Below are 16,575 nucleotides of genomic sequence, written 5' to 3'. Positions count from 1 at the left end.
GCCGGCCCCGCTCAGCGCACGGTCGCCGCGCGGTCCCCCAGGTACCGGGCGGACGCGGAGGCGGCGCGCTCGTCAGCCGTCGGGGAGAGCGCGACGAAGGCGGCGGTGATGAACAGGTAGGAGCCGAGCCCGACGGCGAGCGGGAAGATGAACTGCATGGCCGTGGCGCCGGGCAGGGCCGTGTCCGCGGGGCTGACGCTGACCGCGACGGCCATCATTCCGGTGTAGTGCATGCTGCTGACGGCGGCGCCCATGACGAGCGAGGCGACGGCGACCGCCAGGGGCGACCTGATGTTGAGCGCGGCCCACAGGGCGGCGGTGGCCGCGACCACGGCGATGGCGACGGAGAGCGCGACGGTGAGCGGGTCGTACGAGACGGCGCCGTGCAGCCGCAGGGCCGCCATGCCCAGGTAGTGCATGCTGGCGACGCCGAGGCCGGTGGTGAGCCCGCCCACTACGAGCGCCCGCCCGCGGTCCTTGCCGTAGCCGACGGCGAAGACCCCGGCGCCGACGACGAGCATGGCGACGAGGAGGCTGAGGAGGGTGAGCGGCACGTTGTAGTGGATCTCGGTGCCGGTGACGTCGAAGCCGAGCATGGCGACGAAGTGCATCGTCCAGATGCCGGTGCCGATGGCGGAGGCCGCGGTGAGGAGCCAGTTGCGGCGGGAGGATCCGGTCGCGGCGAGCGCGCGGACGGTGCAGCGCAGCCCGAGGGCGGCGCCGATCGATGCCATCACGTATGACAGCGCGGGTGTCAGCCAGCCATAGGCGGCGTGGTCCAGGTGTCCCATGGCCACCGGACGCTAGTCCGGGTGAGGGCGCGAACAAGGGGCGCATTTCGAAAGCAGCTGGAACTGCTGGAATATGACAGAGCTACGTTCATCTTCGATCACGCCGCGTACCACCTTGCACACGGTCCGCAGGCGCATGCCCGCGCAACGGTGGGGGATCATGGGCGCATGAGCGAAGACCACACGCACGTGCAGGAGTTCTTCGGGGTGCGCGCCGCCGACTGGGACCGCAAGTTCCCTGGGGACGGGGCCGCGTTCGCGACCGCCGTGGCCGAGTTCGGGCTGCGGCCCGGGGACCGCGTGCTCGACGCCGGCTGCGGCACCGGGCGGGCCCTGTCCCCGCTGCGGGCCGCCGTCGGGCCCACCGGGCTGGTGGTCGGCGCGGACCTCACCCCGCAGATGCTGGCCGCCGCGCAGCGGGCCGGGCGGGCCGCGGAGGGCGCGCTGCTGCTCGCGGACGTGGCGCGGCTGCCGCTGCGCGACGGGGCGCTGGACGCGGTGTTCGCGGCCGGGCTCATCGCCCACCTGCCCGACCCGGTCGCGAACCTGCGCGAGCTGGCTCGGGTGGTCCGGCCCGGCGGACGGCTCGCCCTGTTTCACCCGATCGGGCGAGCCGCCCTGGCCGCGCGGCAGGGTCGCGAGCTGACCCCGCAGGATCTGCGGGCCGAGCACAACCTCGGCCCGCTGCTGGCGGGTTCGGGCTGGGACATGACCTCGTACGCGGACGAGGACGCCCGCTTCCTGGTACTGGCCACACGTCACCGATGACATACGACACCCGACAAGCCTGTACGTCGGCCCCACGTCCGGGACCCGCGGACGTCCCCGGGATCACGCCGGAGGCTGAGCCTCGGCTCCGGCGGGCCGGCGGGGATGCGGCACGGGGCACCCGCCCGAGCCGGGCACGGGGAACGTGCCGAGCTCGCCCACGTCGTAGCCGCCGGGATAGCTCTTGATCTCCGGGTTCTGGCGAGCGTAGTGCGGGGCCCTGCGCGGAGGCAGCAGCCGCACGGCGCGGCCGCGCAGCCGCAGGGCGCCCCGGACCAGCCGCCGCACGCGGCGCCGTGGGGGGTCGTACCGGAAGGCGGTCAGCAGCGGTTCGTCGAGGAGGGCGAGGCTCGCACCGCGCACGGCGGGGGCGAGCGGCGCCGGATACCAGGAGGCCATCAGGTCGAGGGTGGAGTCGGCGACCTTCCGGGCTCCCTCGTCCCATCCGAAGTGGGCCTCCTCGTAGGCGTTCAGGGTGTCCTCGAACTCCTCGAAGGAGCCCGGGATGTCCGTGATGCCCAGATGTCGGCCGAGGGTGGCGTAGTAGTTCGCGCACGCCCGGCGCTCGTGATGGGTCAGCGGACGCCAGCCGTACGCGTCCAGCCAGCGCGCCGGAATCACCACGAAAGTGCACAGGACGTAGCGCATGTCGTCGTTGGAGATGTCGTAGCTGCGGTGCATCTGGTTGACGCGGCGGATCGCGGTGCGCGCGGTGTCGCTCTCGAAGCCGTGCTCCAGGACCGCGTCGAGGAGCAGCGCGGTGTCGTCGTAGCGCTTCTGCGCACGGTCGGTGAACTCGGCGGTCTCGGCCAGCAGGCCGCCGATGGCGGGAACGGCGTACGTGCGGAACAGGGCGAGTTCCAGGGCGCGGGTGAAGTCCCAGGGGAACTCGTAGGTGGCGGTGAGCCGGTAGATGGCGAGGAAGTCCTTGTCGGGGTCGAGACGGAGGATCTCCCTCAGCCGGTCGTAACGCTGCACCGGGTGTCCCTTTCTGTGGCGGGCTCCCAACTCTACGTGCAGGTAGTGGGCTTGGAAATCGTGGGCCGCAGGCTCTCGACGGGCGGGTTACCCGCTGGTTAAGGTGCGCCGACGAAAGAGCTACCGGGAGGCCAGGTGTCCGACGACGAGGGTGGCGGCTCGCTGTACGTGCTGACCGCCGTGCTGCTGACCCCCGCGCAGTTCCCGAGCATCCTGGGCGACGACTTCCCCGAGGCCTGCTCCCTGCTGGGCGTGGAGCCGGGCGGGGACGGGTACGGGCTGGTGCTCGGCCAGGACGAGGACGGCGCCCGCTGGACGGTCGTCGTGGACGACGTCTCGCTGGTGGCCACGGCCATCGCCTCCTGGGACTGCGGGATGGACTATGACCTGTCCCCCGACGAACGGTCGATCGTGATCTCGCTGGCCGGCTGGCCGCTGGAGCTGTCGGTGGCCGCTTCCGGGATTCCGGAGCCGCACGATCCGGAGCAGGGTGCGGACGGCACGGGGCGGGTGCCGCTGGCACCGCCCTCGGCGGAGGCATGGGGTCCCGTGCAGCGGCGGATGGGCGCCGACCAGATCGCGCGGGAGTGGGCCGACTGGCGCGAGCGCGAGGCGACGGACGGCGGGGCGGCGGCCGCCGCGCATCCGGGGCTCGCCCGGGCGCTCGAGCAGGCCCTCGCGTACACGCGGACCCCGCCGCCGCCCGGGCGCGTGCGTTCCTCCTTCGCGGGCGAGGGGGCCCGTACGCTGCGGGCGGACGGGCCGGGGTGGTCACTGGTGGCCCGTACCGGGGAGGCGGCCTTCGTCCTGCTGGACGAGGAGCCCGGCGAGGTCCTCGCGGTCCCCCGGGAGGGGGATCCGGACCTGCCGGGTCTGCTGGAGGCGCTCGACCGCGTCGCGGTACGCCCGGCCTGAGGCCGGCGCCAGGATGCCGAGGGGAAATAGTGAAGGTGGAATCGTGAAGGTGGAAGCGGAGCCGGTGGGCGTGGTGGTGGGCGGCCGCGCGGAGGTGGTCGACGACGACTGGGGGCGCGAGAGGGCGGTGATCCGCCTGGACGGCCGGCGGTTCGGCCCCGAGGCGCTGTACGGGCTGGAGGACTTCTCGCACATCGAGGTGGTCTACCACTTCGACCGCGTGCCGGTGGAGAAGATCGAAACGGGCGCACGGCACCCCCGGGGCAATCCGGAGTGGCCGCTGGTCGGCATCTTCGCCCAGCGCGGCAAGAACCGGCCGAACCGGCTCGGCCTCTCGCGGTGCCGGGTGGTGAAGGTGGACGGTCTGGACGTCCACGTCGAGGGCCTCGACGCCGTGGACGGCACGCCGGTGCTCGACCTCAAGCCGTACATGGCCGAATTCGGCCCGCGCGGGGAGCTGCGCCAGCCGGAGTGGGCGACCGCCCTGATGCGCGACTACTACTGAGCGAGGGCGCAGGGCAGCGCAGAACACCGCCTGCCCGCGCCGCGGCAGCCCGTCAGCGGCCGATCTGCTTCCTGGACACACCCCGCAGACGACGCCGCTGGGAGGAGTCCAGCAGGAAGTAGGCGGCCGTGGGCACACCGATCAGGACCAGCAGCCCCGCCCAGAACCCGACCGTCCAGAACAACACGATGGCTGCCACGACTCCGGCAACCGCGACCTTTCCGCTGGTGGACATCCGCGGACACCTCCTCCTGTCGTGGACCTCTCACCCCCTCAACGCACCGCCGCGACCGTCCGTTCCCCTCCGCGGGAACGGCCTGCGCACGCTCTTCGAGTCTGCGGCGCCCCGCCTCGGAAGCTCCGCCCCGACCGTGATCGCTATCGTGTGGCATTCGGGTTCCCGCAGGGGACCGCCGCGACGTGAGGGGGATCCTTGAACGGGTCAGGCGCTGCCGACGTTTCCACTGCTGCGACCGTGTGCGTCATCGGCGCGGGCTTGTCGGGGCTGGCGACGGCCCACGCCCTCTCCGCCAGGGGCATCGACTTCGTCTGCCTGGAGAAGGCGCCGGACGTCGGCGGGATCTGGCGGCAGCCGGGGGCGGGCGAGCGGGGCCCGGCCTACATGTCCCTGCATCTGAACAGCGCCAAACAGCTGACCGGTTACGCCGACTTCCCGATGCCATCCGAGCTGCCCCTCTACCCCGCGCACGGCGATGTCGCCGCCTATCTGCGGTCCTTCGCCGAGTGGGCCGGACTGCTGCCCCGGATCGAGCTGCGGACCGAGGTGCTCTCCGTACGGCAGGACAGCAGCGGCGGCTGGACGGTCGTCAGCCGCAACGGGCGCGGGGAGACGGTGGAGCGACGCTTCGAGCAGGTGATCGTCGCCTCGGGCCACAATACGGAGGCGGTGCTGCCGGAGAAGCTGCCGCCGGGCGCCGACTCCTTCGCAGGAACGATTCTCCATTCGATGGACTACCGCGACGGCAGCGACTTCGCCGGGCAGCGCGTCGTGGTCGTGGGCATGGGGGCCTCGGGGGTGGACATCGCCGGGGACCTCTCCCGGCACGCCGCACGGACCGTGCTCTCCGTCCGCCGGGGGCTGCACGTGGTGCCCAAGCAGCTCTTCGGCATGTCCGTGGACCTGATCGCCGACGCACCGTGGTTCACGAGCATGTCCTTTCCCGAACGGCGGCGCTTCGTGGAACAGGCGCTGCTCGTGGCCCGGGGCCGGCTGGGCGACTACGGCCTGCCCGAGCCGGACCACCCGATCTTCTCCTCGGCCGTGACCATCTCGGACGAGATCCTCAGCCGGATACGGCACGGCGCGGTGACACCCCGGCCCGCGATCGAATCCCTCGACGGCAACCGCGTCGCCTTCGCCGACGGCACCTCGGTGGAGGCGGACGCGATCGTCTACTGCACCGGCTTCCGCATGGCCTTCCCCTTCCTTCCCGACGGGTTCCCGGCGGGTCCGGGGCGGCCGGCGGTCGAGCTGTACAAGCGGGTGGTCGCACCCGACCGGCCCGGGCTGCACTTCGTCGGCCTGATCCGCCCCGTGGGCTCGATCACCCGCCTCGTGGAAGCCCAGGCCCGGTGGGTGGCCCGGATCGTCGACGGCGACCTCGCCCTGCCCTCCGCGGAGGTCATGCGCGAGGAGATCGCCACGTACCTCAGCGGAATCCGGGAGCGCTACGGGCGGACCCAGGGCGCCTCCATCCAGGTGGACGTCGGCACCTACCTGCGCGAGCTGCGGGAGCTGCAGGACGCGTAGGGGGTGTCGTACGGATCAGGCCGGGACGCTGACGGCGGGGCCGCGCGGGGTCGGTGCGGGCAGCGGCGGCTTGACCTCGTACGCCTCGGAGGAGATGTAGACGGTCACCCGCGGGGGCCGGCCCTGCTGGTGGGCGAGCCCGAGGTAGGCGATGAGCCCCACCCCCTCCTGCAGCCGCCGCGAGGTGACCGCGGACAGGGACCGGGCGAGCGGGGCGGGGTCCGCTCCGTACCGGCCGAGTACGGCCACCGCCCGGTCCAGGGCCTCGCCGTCGTGCTGCGCGTAGTCGCGGACCGGGATGTAGAGGGTGAAACCGCTCGGACGGCCGGTCGCCGTCTCGGTGAAGGCGTGGCAGGACTGGACGGGCCGGAGGCCGAGCCGCGGATCCTGTCCGTCCTGCGCCTCGGAGTCCGCGGCTCCGGTGCCGTGGCCGGCCGCCATGCCGAAGAACCTCTTGATCTCCGTCCGTCCGGGGCGTCCGGGTCCGCCACCCACGCGGGACAGACCGGCAGCCTCCGTGGCCGACAGGTCGTGGTGGGCGAGGTAGACCTTGACCCGGGGTTCTTCCCAGTCACCGAGGTCCAGCGCGAAGAACAGGTGGCGGTCGCCCTCGGGCAGGGCCGTGAACGCCTGCCGGTGGCCCAACCGGTCCAGCGCCTCCCGCACCGTAGCGGCGGAACGTTCCTGCCCGGACGCCGCGGGGTTCAGGTACACCTTGACCCGGGGGACCCCGCCGGGAACCAGTTCGAGCGCGCACCAGAGCGCGAGGGGGCCCTCGGGGTCCGGCGGGAAGAACAGGTCCTCCAGCTCGTCCAGCCGTTTGGTACTGAACCCCCAGCGCTGTGCCATCTCGCGGACGACCCTCAGTCCGGTGCGCCCGTTCTCCGCCAGGTTCTCGGCACCGCACCCCGGTTCCAGCAGCACCCGCAGGGTCGGATCCGCGTCCGGCACGAAGGCGAGTGAGAACTCCACCGGAGTGTGGTCGTCGGAGAGGAAAGAGTGATCGGGGGGCGGCAGGTCGAGCGACCGCTCGGCGACGGGGCCCAGCGCCGTCAGCACCGTCCGCGCGTAGGAGGCGGAATCGGCCCCGTTCAATCCCGCGGCCTCGCAGAGCCGCAGCACCTGTCTCGCCGTATGGCCGCCCAGTGTTTCCGCCCTTGGGGACTTCTTCGGGACGTCGGGCGGGACCGCGGTCACCGGCCCTCCCACCGCGAGCCCGGGCGCCCAAGAAGATACCCGCCCCGGGGGGCGGGTATCGAGGGGGTTCAGCTCGGTGGGGTGTTGCATGAAAGCGGCGTCGGCGGATATGTGCTCCACGAACACCTCCTTTACCTCGTAGGCAGCAGACGACAACGCGTTGCTCACTACCCCCGGGAATGATCTTTCATGCGGTGGTGGAGGAGCCGTTCGGTGTTGCGTGGATCACTTGGTGAGCCAGTTGAGGAACTGGCTCCACTTGCCCCCGCGTTCGCGCTTGGGGTCCGCCTGCGTCTGGTCGGGGGACGCGGGTGCCTCCGGGCGTGCCTGCGGGACGCCCCGGTGGGCGGTCCCGACCTGAGTGAACCGGGCAGGCAGGGTGACGAGCCCCCGGTTGAAGGGCCCGGGCCGCCAGGTGAGGCTGTCCTCCGGCACGGCGAGTTCGACGTCGGGGAGCCTGTTCAGCAGGTTCTCGATGGCGGTCACCGTGATCTGGCGGGCCGGATCCTTCGACGGACAGGCGTGCGGGCCCGCGCTCCACGCCAAGTGGGCCCGGTTGCTGCCGGACTGACGCGCGGCCGTCAGCGCCGGCCCGGTGTTGGCGGCCGCGAAACTGACCAGCACGAGATCACCCGCCCGCAGCTTCTGCCCCGCCAACTCCAGGTCGGACGCCGGGTAGTGCGCCGCGAGGTTCTGCATGGGCGGGTTTTCCCACAGCGTGTCGTCGACGGCTTCGTCGATGAGGCCGCCCTTGTACGCGTACTCGTCGTGGGTGAGCAGCCGGTGCAGGGTGTTGCCGATGAGATTGCGCAGCGGTTCGTTGCCCGCGATCAGCAGGAGGGCCAGCTGGTGGACCATCTCCTCGTCGGTCAGCCGGGCCTGGTGCTGCATCAGCCAGGAGGTGACGTCATCGCCCGGTGTGGCCCGCTTGAGCGCCACCAGTTCGCGGACGGCTCCGAACAGCACCTCGACGGCCTTGTCGGCGTTGATGCCGTCGAACATGCCGGTGATGCCGAACACCACGCGGTCGCCGATGTCGGCGGGGCAGCCGAAGAGTTCGTTGAACACGAACAGCGGAAGCTGCTTGGCGTAGTCGCCGAGCAGGTCGGCGGAGCCCCGCGACCCGAACTGGGAGATGAGGTAGTCCGAGACCTGCTCGGTGCTCCGGCTCAGTCGGCGCACGTCGACGCGGGCCATGCTGTCCGTCACGGCCTGGCGCAGCCGCAGGTGCGCGGCACCGTCGCTGAACATGCAGTTCGGCCGGTACGCCAGCACGGGCACGACCGGGTTGTCCGGGCTGATCCGGCCTTCGGCGAGGTCCCGCCAGCGGCGGGCGTCCTTGCGGAAGGAGCCGGAGTCCTGGAGCAGTTGGAGGGCGGCCGCGTAATCGGTGACCAGCGTGGCCTCCACCCCCGGAGCGAGCTCCACGGGTGCGGTCGGGCCGAAGTGGCGCAGGTAGGAGTAGTACGCCTGCGGATCGGCGGCGAACTCCGGCCCGTGCAGGGGCACCCGGCCACCGGGCGTGTGGGCCGGGCACCCGGGCGGGGGCACGGGGGCCGTGGGGTGAGTGTCCATGTCTGCTTCCTAGCGAGCGCGGTCCAGCAGGTGCCGGACGAGGGTGATCAATGCGTCGGCGGACGACTTCTCGTCGCGCGCGTCGCAGGTGACGACCGGGGTGTCGTCGAGCAGGTCCAGCGCCTCGCGCAGGGCCCGTACCTCGCGGTCCGGTGTGCCGTCGAAGCGGTTGATGGCGATCGCGTAGTCGAGGCCGTACTGCTCGATCAGGTCGATCACGGCGAAGGAGTCGGCCAGCCGCTCGGGATCGACCAGCACCAGCGCTCCGAGCGCGCCGCGCGCCATGTCCTCCCACATCTGCACGAAGCGCTGCTGGCCGGGCGTGCCGAACAGGTAGAGCACGACGCGGTCGCTGATGGTCAGACGGCCGAAGTCCATGGCCACCGTGGTGGTGGTCTTGCCGCGGACTCCCCCGAGGTCGTCGAACGACTCGCCGGCGCGCGTCATCGTCTCCTCGGTGGACAGCGGGGGGATCTCCGAGATCGCACCGATGAAGGTGGTCTTGCCCACCGCGAAATGGCCGACGACGAGGATCTTCACCGCCGTCTTCGTCGCCCCGCCACGGACGTACGCCCGCTCATCCAAACTTGGTGCGGAGTGCATGCAGCACCTCCTCGAGGATCTGTGTGTCCGCCAGCGGGGCACGCTGCACGGGAGGCCGGGTGATGAGGTAGCCGCCCTCGGTGAGGGCGGAGAGCAGGATCTTGACCACGCCCATGGGCAGCCGCGTGTGTCCCGCGATCTCGGCGACGGAGAGGTAGCCGACGCTGCACAGGTCCAGCAGGTTCTGCTCCTCCGGGGAAAGCCGGGTCGGGCGCTGCTGGTGGTCGCTCACCGCGGTGACCAGGGTGATCAGGGACAGCTGCTCCTCGGCGGGCAGGCCGCGTCCCTTGGTGATCACGTAGGGGCGTACTAAATCGGGTGCCTCGGGGCCCAGTTCGTCGAAGCCCCTCATGAGCGGGCGCCGAGGTTCTCACGCGGCGGCGTCATCAGGACCTTGCCCAGCTGGCTGACGAGCTGCTGCATGCGGAAGGTGATGTCCTGCATGTCGACGTCCGGTGAGGCCGAGACGCCGAGGTAGGCGCCCTGCCCGGCGGAGATCAGGAAGACCCAGCCGCCGTCGAATTCGACCAGCGTCTGGCGCCACTGCTGGTTGCCGCCCTCGACGAAGAACCCGAGCGAGCGGCTGAGCGACTGCACGCCGCTCATCGCGGCGGCGACGGTGTCCGCGTTGTCCCTGTCGAAGTCCTTGGTCCGCGCCATCAGCAGACCGTCGGCGGAGATGAGGACCGCGTGCAGCGCCCCTGGTATCTCCAAGGCGCTGTCAAGCATCCATGACAGATCGTCGTTCACGACACCTCATGCCCTTCACTGCTCGCATCGCGTGCGTCACGCGTGCTGCTCGTCTGATCCGCCTCGTGCGAGGGGGTGGCCCGGCCGAACTGCGTGCCTCGCTGGAAGGCCCCCATGATCGCCGCGGCTTCCTCGCCGGAGCGGTTCGGCAGGGGCGTGGGCGTGGCCGGCGTGGTGCCGGGCACGATGGCCATCGGCCGCTTGCGGCGGCGCCTCGGCAGACCGTCGACGGTCGCGGAGGCGGCCACCGCGGGTTCGGGGCCGCGCGGCTCGGTGGCGAAGGCCGGGGCGGCCATGGGGGCCACGGGGGCGGCGGCCACGGGGGCGGCCGGCGCCGGGGCCTTCCTCTCCGGCATCGCGGTGAGCAGCTCGTGCGGCAGGAGGAGCACCGCGCGGACGCCTCCGTACGGCGAATCGGAATCCACGGACGCCTCGAAACCGAAGCGCTCGCAGAGCACGCCGGTCACGGCGAAACCGAACTGCGGCGGGCTGCCGAGGCCCGAAACGCCGGAGACCCGCTCGCTCGACAGGAGCTTCGCGGCCCTGGCCCTTTCCTCTTCGTTCATACCGACGCCGGCATCGTCGACGACGATGCAGATTCCCTTGGGAACGGTGCGGATATTGATTTCGACCACGGTGTCCGGGCTGGAATAGCTGGTGGCGTTGTCGAGGAGTTCGGCGAGGGCCAGTGCCACCGGTTCGACGGCTCGGCTGGTAATGCCGAAGTCGACCTGCGAAAGGATCTCCACACGCCGGAAGTGACGGATACGGCCCTGCGCGCTGCGCACCACGTCGTAGACCGAGGCGACCTCGCGCTGCCGTCCCAGCCACCCGTCACAGAGCACGGCGATGGACTGCGCGCGCCGCCCGAACTGCGAATTCGTGTGGTCGATCTCCAGGAGGTCCTGGAGGATGACCGACTCGCCGTACTTGTTCTGCAGACCGGAGATGATCAGCTGCTGTTCGGCGGCGAGGCCCTGGAGCGTCCGCATCGCGGACTTCAGGACCGTTTTCGTCGCGTCCTGGGCCCGCTCCTTCTCCGCTTCGACGGATTGCGCGTAGCTGTTCTCCAGCTCGGAATAATGGCCCCTGAGTCCTTGGATCTCCCGCTGTAAAGTCCGCGCCGCTCTGCGTTGGCGAACAATGACGGCGACTGCGCCGAGGACGGCGGCAAGGAGGACCCAGACCACTGGGTTCTGTATGTAGTACGTCATAAGACTCTCTTCAGGCGACCGACGACCAGCTGCCGCATTCCGTCAATGCGGGCGGACCGGCGGACCGTCCGTACCGGGGTACCGCCCGGATGTCCCCCATGGCCGGAGATGTCTTCTTGCGCCCATCCGCCACTCGTAAGCGCGATGATCGTATCACCGGCCCGAACACTTGACTGTTCGTCAATTCATGCATTTACGGTCCATATTGCTCCAACTCGGCCGCGCTCTGGCCCCGTGCCGAACGTTCGCTTCCGGCCACGAGGGCGCCACAGGCGCCGACTTGCGGCGACCTGCGCTGATGACCGAACGGCCCACGCGGCGGGGAGAGTCGGCGGACATGCGCCAGGTGGCCGCCGAAACGGCGCAGGAGCGGCGCGAGTTCACGCCAACGGGCGCCCGACCGCGCGCGTTCGGAAATGAGCCGCATTCACTGCGGGTATTCCACCGTCAGGATCCGTCGGGGAGATGGAGGTCCAGGACGCAGATGTCGTCCCGGTGTCCCGGCCGCAACGTGGCCAGCGTACGGGCGAGCCTTTCGTCCCGGCCCTCGCCCAGGAGCCGCAGGGCCGTCTCGGCGAGCCGGTCGAGCCCCAGGCCGATGTCCTCACCCGGCTCCTCCACCAGGCCGTCGGTGTAGATCAGCAGGTGGTCTCCGGGCAGCAGGTCGAGCGTCTCCTGTCCGTACGCGGAGTCGAAGTCGGCCCCGAGGAGGGTCCCCTCGGGCTGGTCCAGGAAGCGCGCCTCCCCGTCCCGGATCAGCAGGGGCGGCAGATGGCCGGCCCGCACCCAGGTCAGGCGGTGGTCCCAGGGCTGGTAGCGCCCCATGGCCATGGTGGCGGTGGCACCGTCCGGATCCGAAGCCGTGTGGCACAGGAGGGTGTTGAGCCTGCCGAGGACGTCCGGCAGGGCCGAGCCGGTGACGATCATGCCCTTGGTGGTGAACCGGAGCTGCGCCATCGTGCCGACGGCCGCCAGACCGTGGCCGGCCACGTCGCCGACGACGAACAGTGCGCTCCTGTCCGGCAGTTCGATCGCGGAGTACCAGTCGCCGCCGACGTTCAGCCCGCTGTCCGCGGGCATGTAGGCCACGTCGACGCACAGGCCCGCGAGTTCCATCGACTGTTCGGGCATCGGCAGCAGGGTGTCCTGGAGCCGGGCGGCGAGCGCGCGTTCGGCCGTCAGCATGCCGCGCTGGACGAGGTTGGCGCGTTCGCTCTCGAGCAGAGCGAGTTCGGCCTCCCGCAGCGGTGTGAGGTCCTGGAAGAAACCGTGCACTTCGACGGGTGTGCCGTCCACGTCCCGCTGCGCCTCCGCGACGATCCGCAGATGCCGTGTTCCCTGGCTCGTGGTGATGCGGAAGGGCTGGTCCACGGCCTTGCCGTCGCCCAGCAGGCTCCGGACGGCCGCGCCCAGCTTCGGCAGGTCCTCCGGCACCAGGTGCTCGGGCAGTTCCTCCAGCCGCATCGGCCCCAGGGCCGGGTCGCGGTCGAAGATGGCGTAGACCTGGTCGGACCAGGTGATGGTGTCCGTGACCAGGTTCCAGCCCGCCCAGCCGAGGTTGCCCAGCCGCTGGAGGTCGGTCAGCCTGCGCGTCTCCCGCTCGCTGGTGTCGTGGCGGATCCAGGACACGACCAGCCGGTCACCGAGCCGGGACGCCCGGACCGAGTACACGGACCGCTGGGGAACTCCGGCGGTCACTTCCTCGTAGGTGAAGGGATCGCCCTCGTAGGCCGTCCCCGTGGCCAGCGTGTCCAGGTAGCCGTCCCACAGGGCGGTGGCCGCCACCGTGGGATAGGTCTCCAGGACCCGCCGGCCGACCAGCTCCTTGCCCTTCCGGCCGGCCACGTCGACCGATTCCGGCGCCGCCGCGTCGATCCGGTAGTCCTCCACCTCCCCGGAGTGGCTCCGCAGAGGGGTGAGCAGCACCGCGGGCCCGGACAGCGCGTCCAGCACCCGCTGGACGGCCTCGACGTCCTCGTTCAGGGGGACGAGTCCGTGGGGGCCGCGGTCCTCCCGGAGAGGCACCCCGCAGAGCCTGACGGCCCGCCGGAGCAGGGTCCGGGTCCGGGCGTCGAAGGGGCCGGGCACGGTGCGGAAGAACCCCACGACCGCGGTCATCGGCCGGTGGCCGGGTACGGGCACCCATGCGCGCGAAGGCCAGCGCTCGGGCGGGTCCCCGATCAGCAGGTACCGTGCGGCGTCCGGTCCGGGATCCTCGAGCCACACCGCCGCCTGGGCGGAGACGGCCTCCAGCGCGGCGACGCCGCTGAGCGGGGGGATGTGGCTCCACTGCTCGGCCAGCGCATCGCTGACTCCGGCCCGGCCGGCCAGCTGCAGGGTTCCCGCGACCGCCACGGTGTAGATCATCACCGCGTCCACGCCCGCCGCGTCGCCCAGCACCGCCCGGAGGAGTTCCGCCACGTCGTCCGCGGTGCGCGTGCCGGCGAGACCCTCCGCCAGCCGTGCCAGAAGGACCCGGTGGCCGGATTGCCACGCTCCGCCGCGGACGTAGCGGCTCGTACGGAAGGGCGAAAGGTCCGGTTGCGGCCCACTGTGCAGCGTCCCGGGCCGGTCCCGGCCGGCCGGTACCGGCGCCGGGACGGGAGCCGAGCCGGTCCGGCCCACGGTGATCCAGCACTCCTCGAGCAGGGTCCACCGGCGCTGCAGGGCACGCGACTGCAGCAGTTCGTAGGCCGCGTCCGCCGATACGCCGGCCTGGCCCATGACCACGCCCTTGGCCCGTTCCACGACGGCGGTCGTCGAGGCGAGCCCTTCCAACTCCGCGACCTCGGCGCGGAGCCGGGCCACGACTTTGGCCAGCGCGAGCACCTCGTGTGCCGCGCCATCACCCGCATCGGCCGGTACGGGGTCGCGTTTCATATATTGAGGATGCCACTTCCGGGGTGGGGTGGGCCCTTCCGGAACGTGGCCGTACACGGGCTGTGAACTGCGGTGACGGGCTGGAGCGCCGGAGGATGGTGCCCCGTGACCGGAGCGGTCAAGGACCGAACGGGCTGTCGTCCAGGCGGGCCAGGAGGTCGGCCGGGTCCCGGTACACGGCCCCGGCCCCGGCCTCTTCGAGGTCGGCGCGCGGGATGCCGCCGCACAGCAGGCCCACGCAGGCGACACCGGCCCGGGTGGCAGCCTTCATGTCCCACACGGTGTCACCGACGAAAACGGCGCCCCGCGCGGGCGCGTCGACGAGGCCCAGGGCGTGGTGCACCGGGTCGGGTGCGGGCTTGCCCTCGCTCACGTCGTCGGAACTCGCCGTCGCCGCGATGGCGTCGTCGGCGTCAACGGCCCGCCGCAGCGCGTCCAGTTCGGCCTGCTGCGCGGAGGTCACGAGGACCACCCGCCAGCCGCGCCGGTCCAGCTCGCGCAGCAGCTCGGCCGCCGAGTCCAGCGCGGGCAGCCGGTCGAAGTACGTGCCGTAGAGAGTGTCGTGGGCGGAAGTCAGCGAGTCGTCCTCGTCCGTGTCACGGTCCTCTCCCAGCAGGTGCGCGAGCAGGTCCTCGCCGGGCAGGCCGATCGCCCGGTGGATGTCGTGCATGGCGACGTCGTGGCCGGCCTGTCTCAACGCCTCCCACCAGCAGGTGACATGGAGGTGGTTGGTGTCGGCGAGCGTGCCGTCGACGTCGAACAGCGCTGCCCGGTTCATGGGCGCCTCCCGCCGGATCGGAACATGCGGGACGCCTACCCGCTGCCTTCCCCGGCACTCCTCCCCCTGCATCCGCACCATTCGGGAGGCGAAGGGTGGTTTTGGCGGCCCCGGACGGGTTAGGTGCCCGGTGCCGACAGTCACACGCATACGTGAGGCGCTCCGTGACCCGTGAAACCATCCCGCGCACCGCCGCGGGGATCCAGCCTCCGGAAGGCCTGAGCCCGCCGGAGCCGTCCGGCAGTCCGCTGCCCAGGGACCACACCCAGGCGATCCTCGAGACCACCAAGCACGTGGCGGCGCTGCTGAAGCGCACCGGGAAGCCCTTCGCCCTGGCCGGCAGCGTGGCCGCCTTCGCGCACGGCCTGCCCGCCCGCTTCCAGCACGACACCGACTTCTGTGCCCGGCCCGAAGACGCCGACGTGATGATCGAGGCCATGGAGGACGGGGGCATCTCCATGCGCCGCGCCCCGGAGGACTGGCTGGTCAAGGGGCGCTCGGGCGGGGAGGAGATCGACCTGATCTTCGAGCTGGCCCGGCGCCCGGTCAGTACGGAGCTGCTGGAACGGGCGAGCGTCAAGGCGGTGGACTCGGTGTGGATGCCGGTGCTGGCGCCCACCGACCTCATGGAGAGCCGCCTCGCCGCGCTCTGCGAGCACTACTGCGACTTCGGCGACCTGCTGCCCATGGCCCGCATGCTGCGCGAACAGATCGACTGGGACCGGCTGGACCGGGACCACCGGGCGGCCCCGCTGTCCGACGCCTTCCTCTACCTGCTCGAACGGCTCCACGTCATCGACCGCCCGCAGCGGACGGAGGGAGCGTCATGACCGGCTCCGAGTTCATCGAATACCGCATCCAGCACCTGCTCGACCGGCTGGCACGCGGGGAGACCGCCGAGATCGGCGTACGGGTCGAGATGCACGGAGCCCGGGCCGTCGTACGGGGCCGCGTCACCGACGAGGAGTGCCGGGCGGCCGTTCTGCGCGTGGCCGGCGAAGAGCTGGCCGGCCTGGACTGGTACGACGACCTCTCGGTGAGCCGCCCCGGCCCGCCCGACCACTCAGAGGAGCTGTCATGATCCGCGTGGCGGCGGTCGGAGACATCCACCTCGGACCCGACAGCGCAGGGCTGCTGCGGCCGGCCTTCGACACCCTCGGCGACTGCGCCGACGTGCTGCTCCTGGCGGGCGACCTGACGCGGCACGGCACCGCGGAGGAGGCCCGGGTGGTGGCCTCGGAGGTGGCCGGGCTGCCGGTGCCCGTGGTCGCGGTCCTCGGCAACCACGATTACCACAGCGACCAGCAGACGGCCGTAGCCCGGGAACTGCGGGCCGCGGGCGTGCACGTCCTGGAGGGCGAGGGCGTGCTCCTCGACCTGGGCGGCCGCAGGGTCGGCGTCGCGGGCACCAAGGGCTTCTGCGGAGGCTTCGTGGGGCGCAGCGGCAGCGAGTTCGGCGAACCGGAGATGAAGGAGTTCATCCGCTGCACCCGTTCCTATGCCGAGGGGCTCGGCCGGGCGCTGCGCGAACTGCGCGAAGCCGGCAGCACGCTGCGCATCGCGCTCACCCACTACGCGCCGGTACCCGACACGCTGGCGGGTGAGCCACGGGAGATCTACCCCTTCCTCGGCAGCTACCTCCTGGCGGAGGCGGTGGACGAGGAGGGAGCCGACCTGATGGTCCACGGACACGCCCACCAGGGCACCGAACACGGGATGACGGCGGGCGGCGTCCGCGTGCGCAACGTCGCCATGCCGGTCATCGACCGGGCCTTCGCCGTCTACCACGTCAGCCCCGACGGGCACGGGCCCGACGGGGGTGGGGCCTGGGGTTTGGGGTAGGCGCCCGG

At 71.5% G+C, this 16,575-nt stretch carries 18 protein-coding genes; 7 read left to right on the top strand and 11 right to left on the bottom strand.

Translation table 11 applies throughout. The features are described 5' to 3' along the window. Positions 1-11 precede the first annotated feature (11 nt). Positions 12-791, bottom strand: coding sequence for an MHYT domain-containing protein (locus tag ACIP5M_RS15195; RefSeq protein WP_401196771.1), 780 nt, complete (start codon positions 789-791; stop codon positions 12-14). A 168-nt stretch (positions 792-959) separates the two neighbouring features. Between ACIP5M_RS15195 and ACIP5M_RS15190 the strand changes: the two genes are divergently transcribed. Next, positions 960-1,559 carry a class I SAM-dependent methyltransferase gene (locus ACIP5M_RS15190; protein ID WP_401196769.1) on the top strand — a complete coding sequence of 200 codons (600 nt, stop codon included), beginning with the start codon at positions 960-962 and terminating at the stop codon, positions 1,557-1,559. 63 nt (positions 1,560-1,622) lie between these two features. Here the strand turns inward: ACIP5M_RS15190 and ACIP5M_RS15185 are convergent, their stop codons facing one another. Then, positions 1,623-2,537: an oxygenase MpaB family protein gene (locus ACIP5M_RS15185; protein WP_401196767.1), complete on the bottom strand. Its 915-nt coding sequence runs from the start codon at positions 2,535-2,537 to the stop codon at positions 1,623-1,625. Between the two features lie 135 nt (positions 2,538-2,672). Between ACIP5M_RS15185 and ACIP5M_RS15180 the strand changes: the two genes are divergently transcribed. Together ACIP5M_RS15180 and ACIP5M_RS15175 are read left to right on the top strand one after the other, a co-directional pair. Continuing rightward, a complete protein-coding gene (locus ACIP5M_RS15180; RefSeq protein WP_401196765.1) occupies positions 2,673-3,452 on the top strand; it encodes a hypothetical protein in 780 nt (259 codons plus the stop codon). Between the two features lie 49 nt (positions 3,453-3,501). Beyond that, positions 3,502-3,957: an SAM-dependent methyltransferase gene (locus ACIP5M_RS15175; protein WP_401197214.1), complete on the top strand. Its 456-nt coding sequence runs from the start codon at positions 3,502-3,504 to the stop codon at positions 3,955-3,957. Positions 3,958-4,009: 52 nt separating this feature from the next. Here ACIP5M_RS15175 and ACIP5M_RS15170 read toward each other — a convergent pair whose 3' ends face one another. Next, a complete protein-coding gene (locus ACIP5M_RS15170) occupies positions 4,010-4,192 on the bottom strand; it encodes a hypothetical protein (RefSeq protein WP_401196763.1) in 183 nt (60 codons plus the stop codon). 198 nt (positions 4,193-4,390) lie between these two features. Between ACIP5M_RS15170 and ACIP5M_RS15165 the strand changes: the two genes are divergently transcribed. Continuing rightward, positions 4,391-5,728, top strand: a complete 1,338-nt coding sequence (locus ACIP5M_RS15165) for a flavin-containing monooxygenase (RefSeq protein ID WP_401196761.1) — start codon at positions 4,391-4,393, stop codon at positions 5,726-5,728. 15 nt (positions 5,729-5,743) lie between these two features. Here the strand turns inward: ACIP5M_RS15165 and ACIP5M_RS15160 are convergent, their stop codons facing one another. The 8 genes from ACIP5M_RS15160 to ACIP5M_RS15125 all read right to left on the bottom strand — a co-directional run bounded on the left by ACIP5M_RS15160 (position 5,744) and on the right by ACIP5M_RS15125 (position 14,725). Further along, positions 5,744-6,925: a tryptophan dimethylallyltransferase family protein gene (locus tag ACIP5M_RS15160; protein ID WP_401196759.1), complete on the bottom strand. Its 1,182-nt coding sequence runs from the start codon at positions 6,923-6,925 to the stop codon at positions 5,744-5,746. A gap of 225 nt (positions 6,926-7,150) precedes the next feature. Continuing rightward, a complete protein-coding gene (locus tag ACIP5M_RS15155; RefSeq protein WP_401196756.1) occupies positions 7,151-8,500 on the bottom strand; it encodes a cytochrome P450 in 1,350 nt (449 codons plus the stop codon). A 9-nt stretch (positions 8,501-8,509) separates the two neighbouring features. Then, entirely contained in the window at positions 8,510-9,103 is a 594-nt protein-coding gene (locus tag ACIP5M_RS15150; RefSeq protein ID WP_401196753.1) for a GTP-binding protein, read from the bottom strand. After that, positions 9,078-9,455 carry a DUF742 domain-containing protein gene (locus ACIP5M_RS15145; protein WP_401196751.1) on the bottom strand — a complete coding sequence of 126 codons (378 nt, stop codon included), beginning with the start codon at positions 9,453-9,455 and terminating at the stop codon, positions 9,078-9,080. The genes ACIP5M_RS15150 and ACIP5M_RS15145 overlap by 26 nt, the downstream gene beginning before the upstream one ends. Further along, a complete protein-coding gene (locus ACIP5M_RS15140; RefSeq protein WP_401196748.1) occupies positions 9,452-9,853 on the bottom strand; it encodes a roadblock/LC7 domain-containing protein in 402 nt (133 codons plus the stop codon). The genes ACIP5M_RS15145 and ACIP5M_RS15140 overlap by 4 nt, the downstream gene beginning before the upstream one ends. Then, positions 9,850-11,067 carry an ATP-binding protein gene (locus ACIP5M_RS15135; RefSeq protein WP_401196745.1) on the bottom strand — a complete coding sequence of 406 codons (1,218 nt, stop codon included), beginning with the start codon at positions 11,065-11,067 and terminating at the stop codon, positions 9,850-9,852. Before ACIP5M_RS15135 ends, ACIP5M_RS15140 begins: the two co-directional genes overlap by 4 nt. A gap of 447 nt (positions 11,068-11,514) precedes the next feature. After that, positions 11,515-13,947 (bottom strand): SpoIIE family protein phosphatase, encoded by a 2,433-nt coding sequence (locus ACIP5M_RS15130; protein ID WP_401196743.1) that lies wholly within the window; start codon positions 13,945-13,947, stop codon positions 11,515-11,517. 118 nt (positions 13,948-14,065) lie between these two features. Continuing rightward, complete coding sequence (locus ACIP5M_RS15125; protein ID WP_401196740.1) at positions 14,066-14,725, bottom strand: HAD family hydrolase; 660 nt, start codon at positions 14,723-14,725, stop codon at positions 14,066-14,068. 164 nt (positions 14,726-14,889) lie between these two features. Between ACIP5M_RS15125 and ACIP5M_RS15120 the strand changes: the two genes are divergently transcribed. The 3 genes from ACIP5M_RS15120 to ACIP5M_RS15110 are packed head-to-tail and all read left to right on the top strand — an operon-like array spanning position 14,890 to position 16,567. Beyond that, positions 14,890-15,555, top strand: a complete 666-nt coding sequence (locus ACIP5M_RS15120; protein WP_401196738.1) for a nucleotidyltransferase family protein — start codon at positions 14,890-14,892, stop codon at positions 15,553-15,555. After that, positions 15,552-15,806 carry a hypothetical protein gene (locus ACIP5M_RS15115; RefSeq protein ID WP_401196735.1) on the top strand — a complete coding sequence of 85 codons (255 nt, stop codon included), beginning with the start codon at positions 15,552-15,554 and terminating at the stop codon, positions 15,804-15,806. Before ACIP5M_RS15120 ends, ACIP5M_RS15115 begins: the two co-directional genes overlap by 4 nt. After that, on the top strand, positions 15,803-16,567 hold the full coding sequence (locus ACIP5M_RS15110; RefSeq protein ID WP_401196733.1) for a metallophosphoesterase: 765 nt from the start codon (positions 15,803-15,805) through the stop codon (positions 16,565-16,567). The genes ACIP5M_RS15115 and ACIP5M_RS15110 overlap by 4 nt, the downstream gene beginning before the upstream one ends. Positions 16,568-16,575: the final 8 nt, after the last annotated feature.

It is taken from the genome of Streptomyces sp. NPDC088762 (assembly GCF_044750905.1).
In the GTDB taxonomy this organism is placed as follows: Bacteria; Actinomycetota; Actinomycetes; order Streptomycetales; family Streptomycetaceae; genus Streptomyces.
This window is presented reverse-complemented; position numbering and strand designations above follow the sequence as displayed.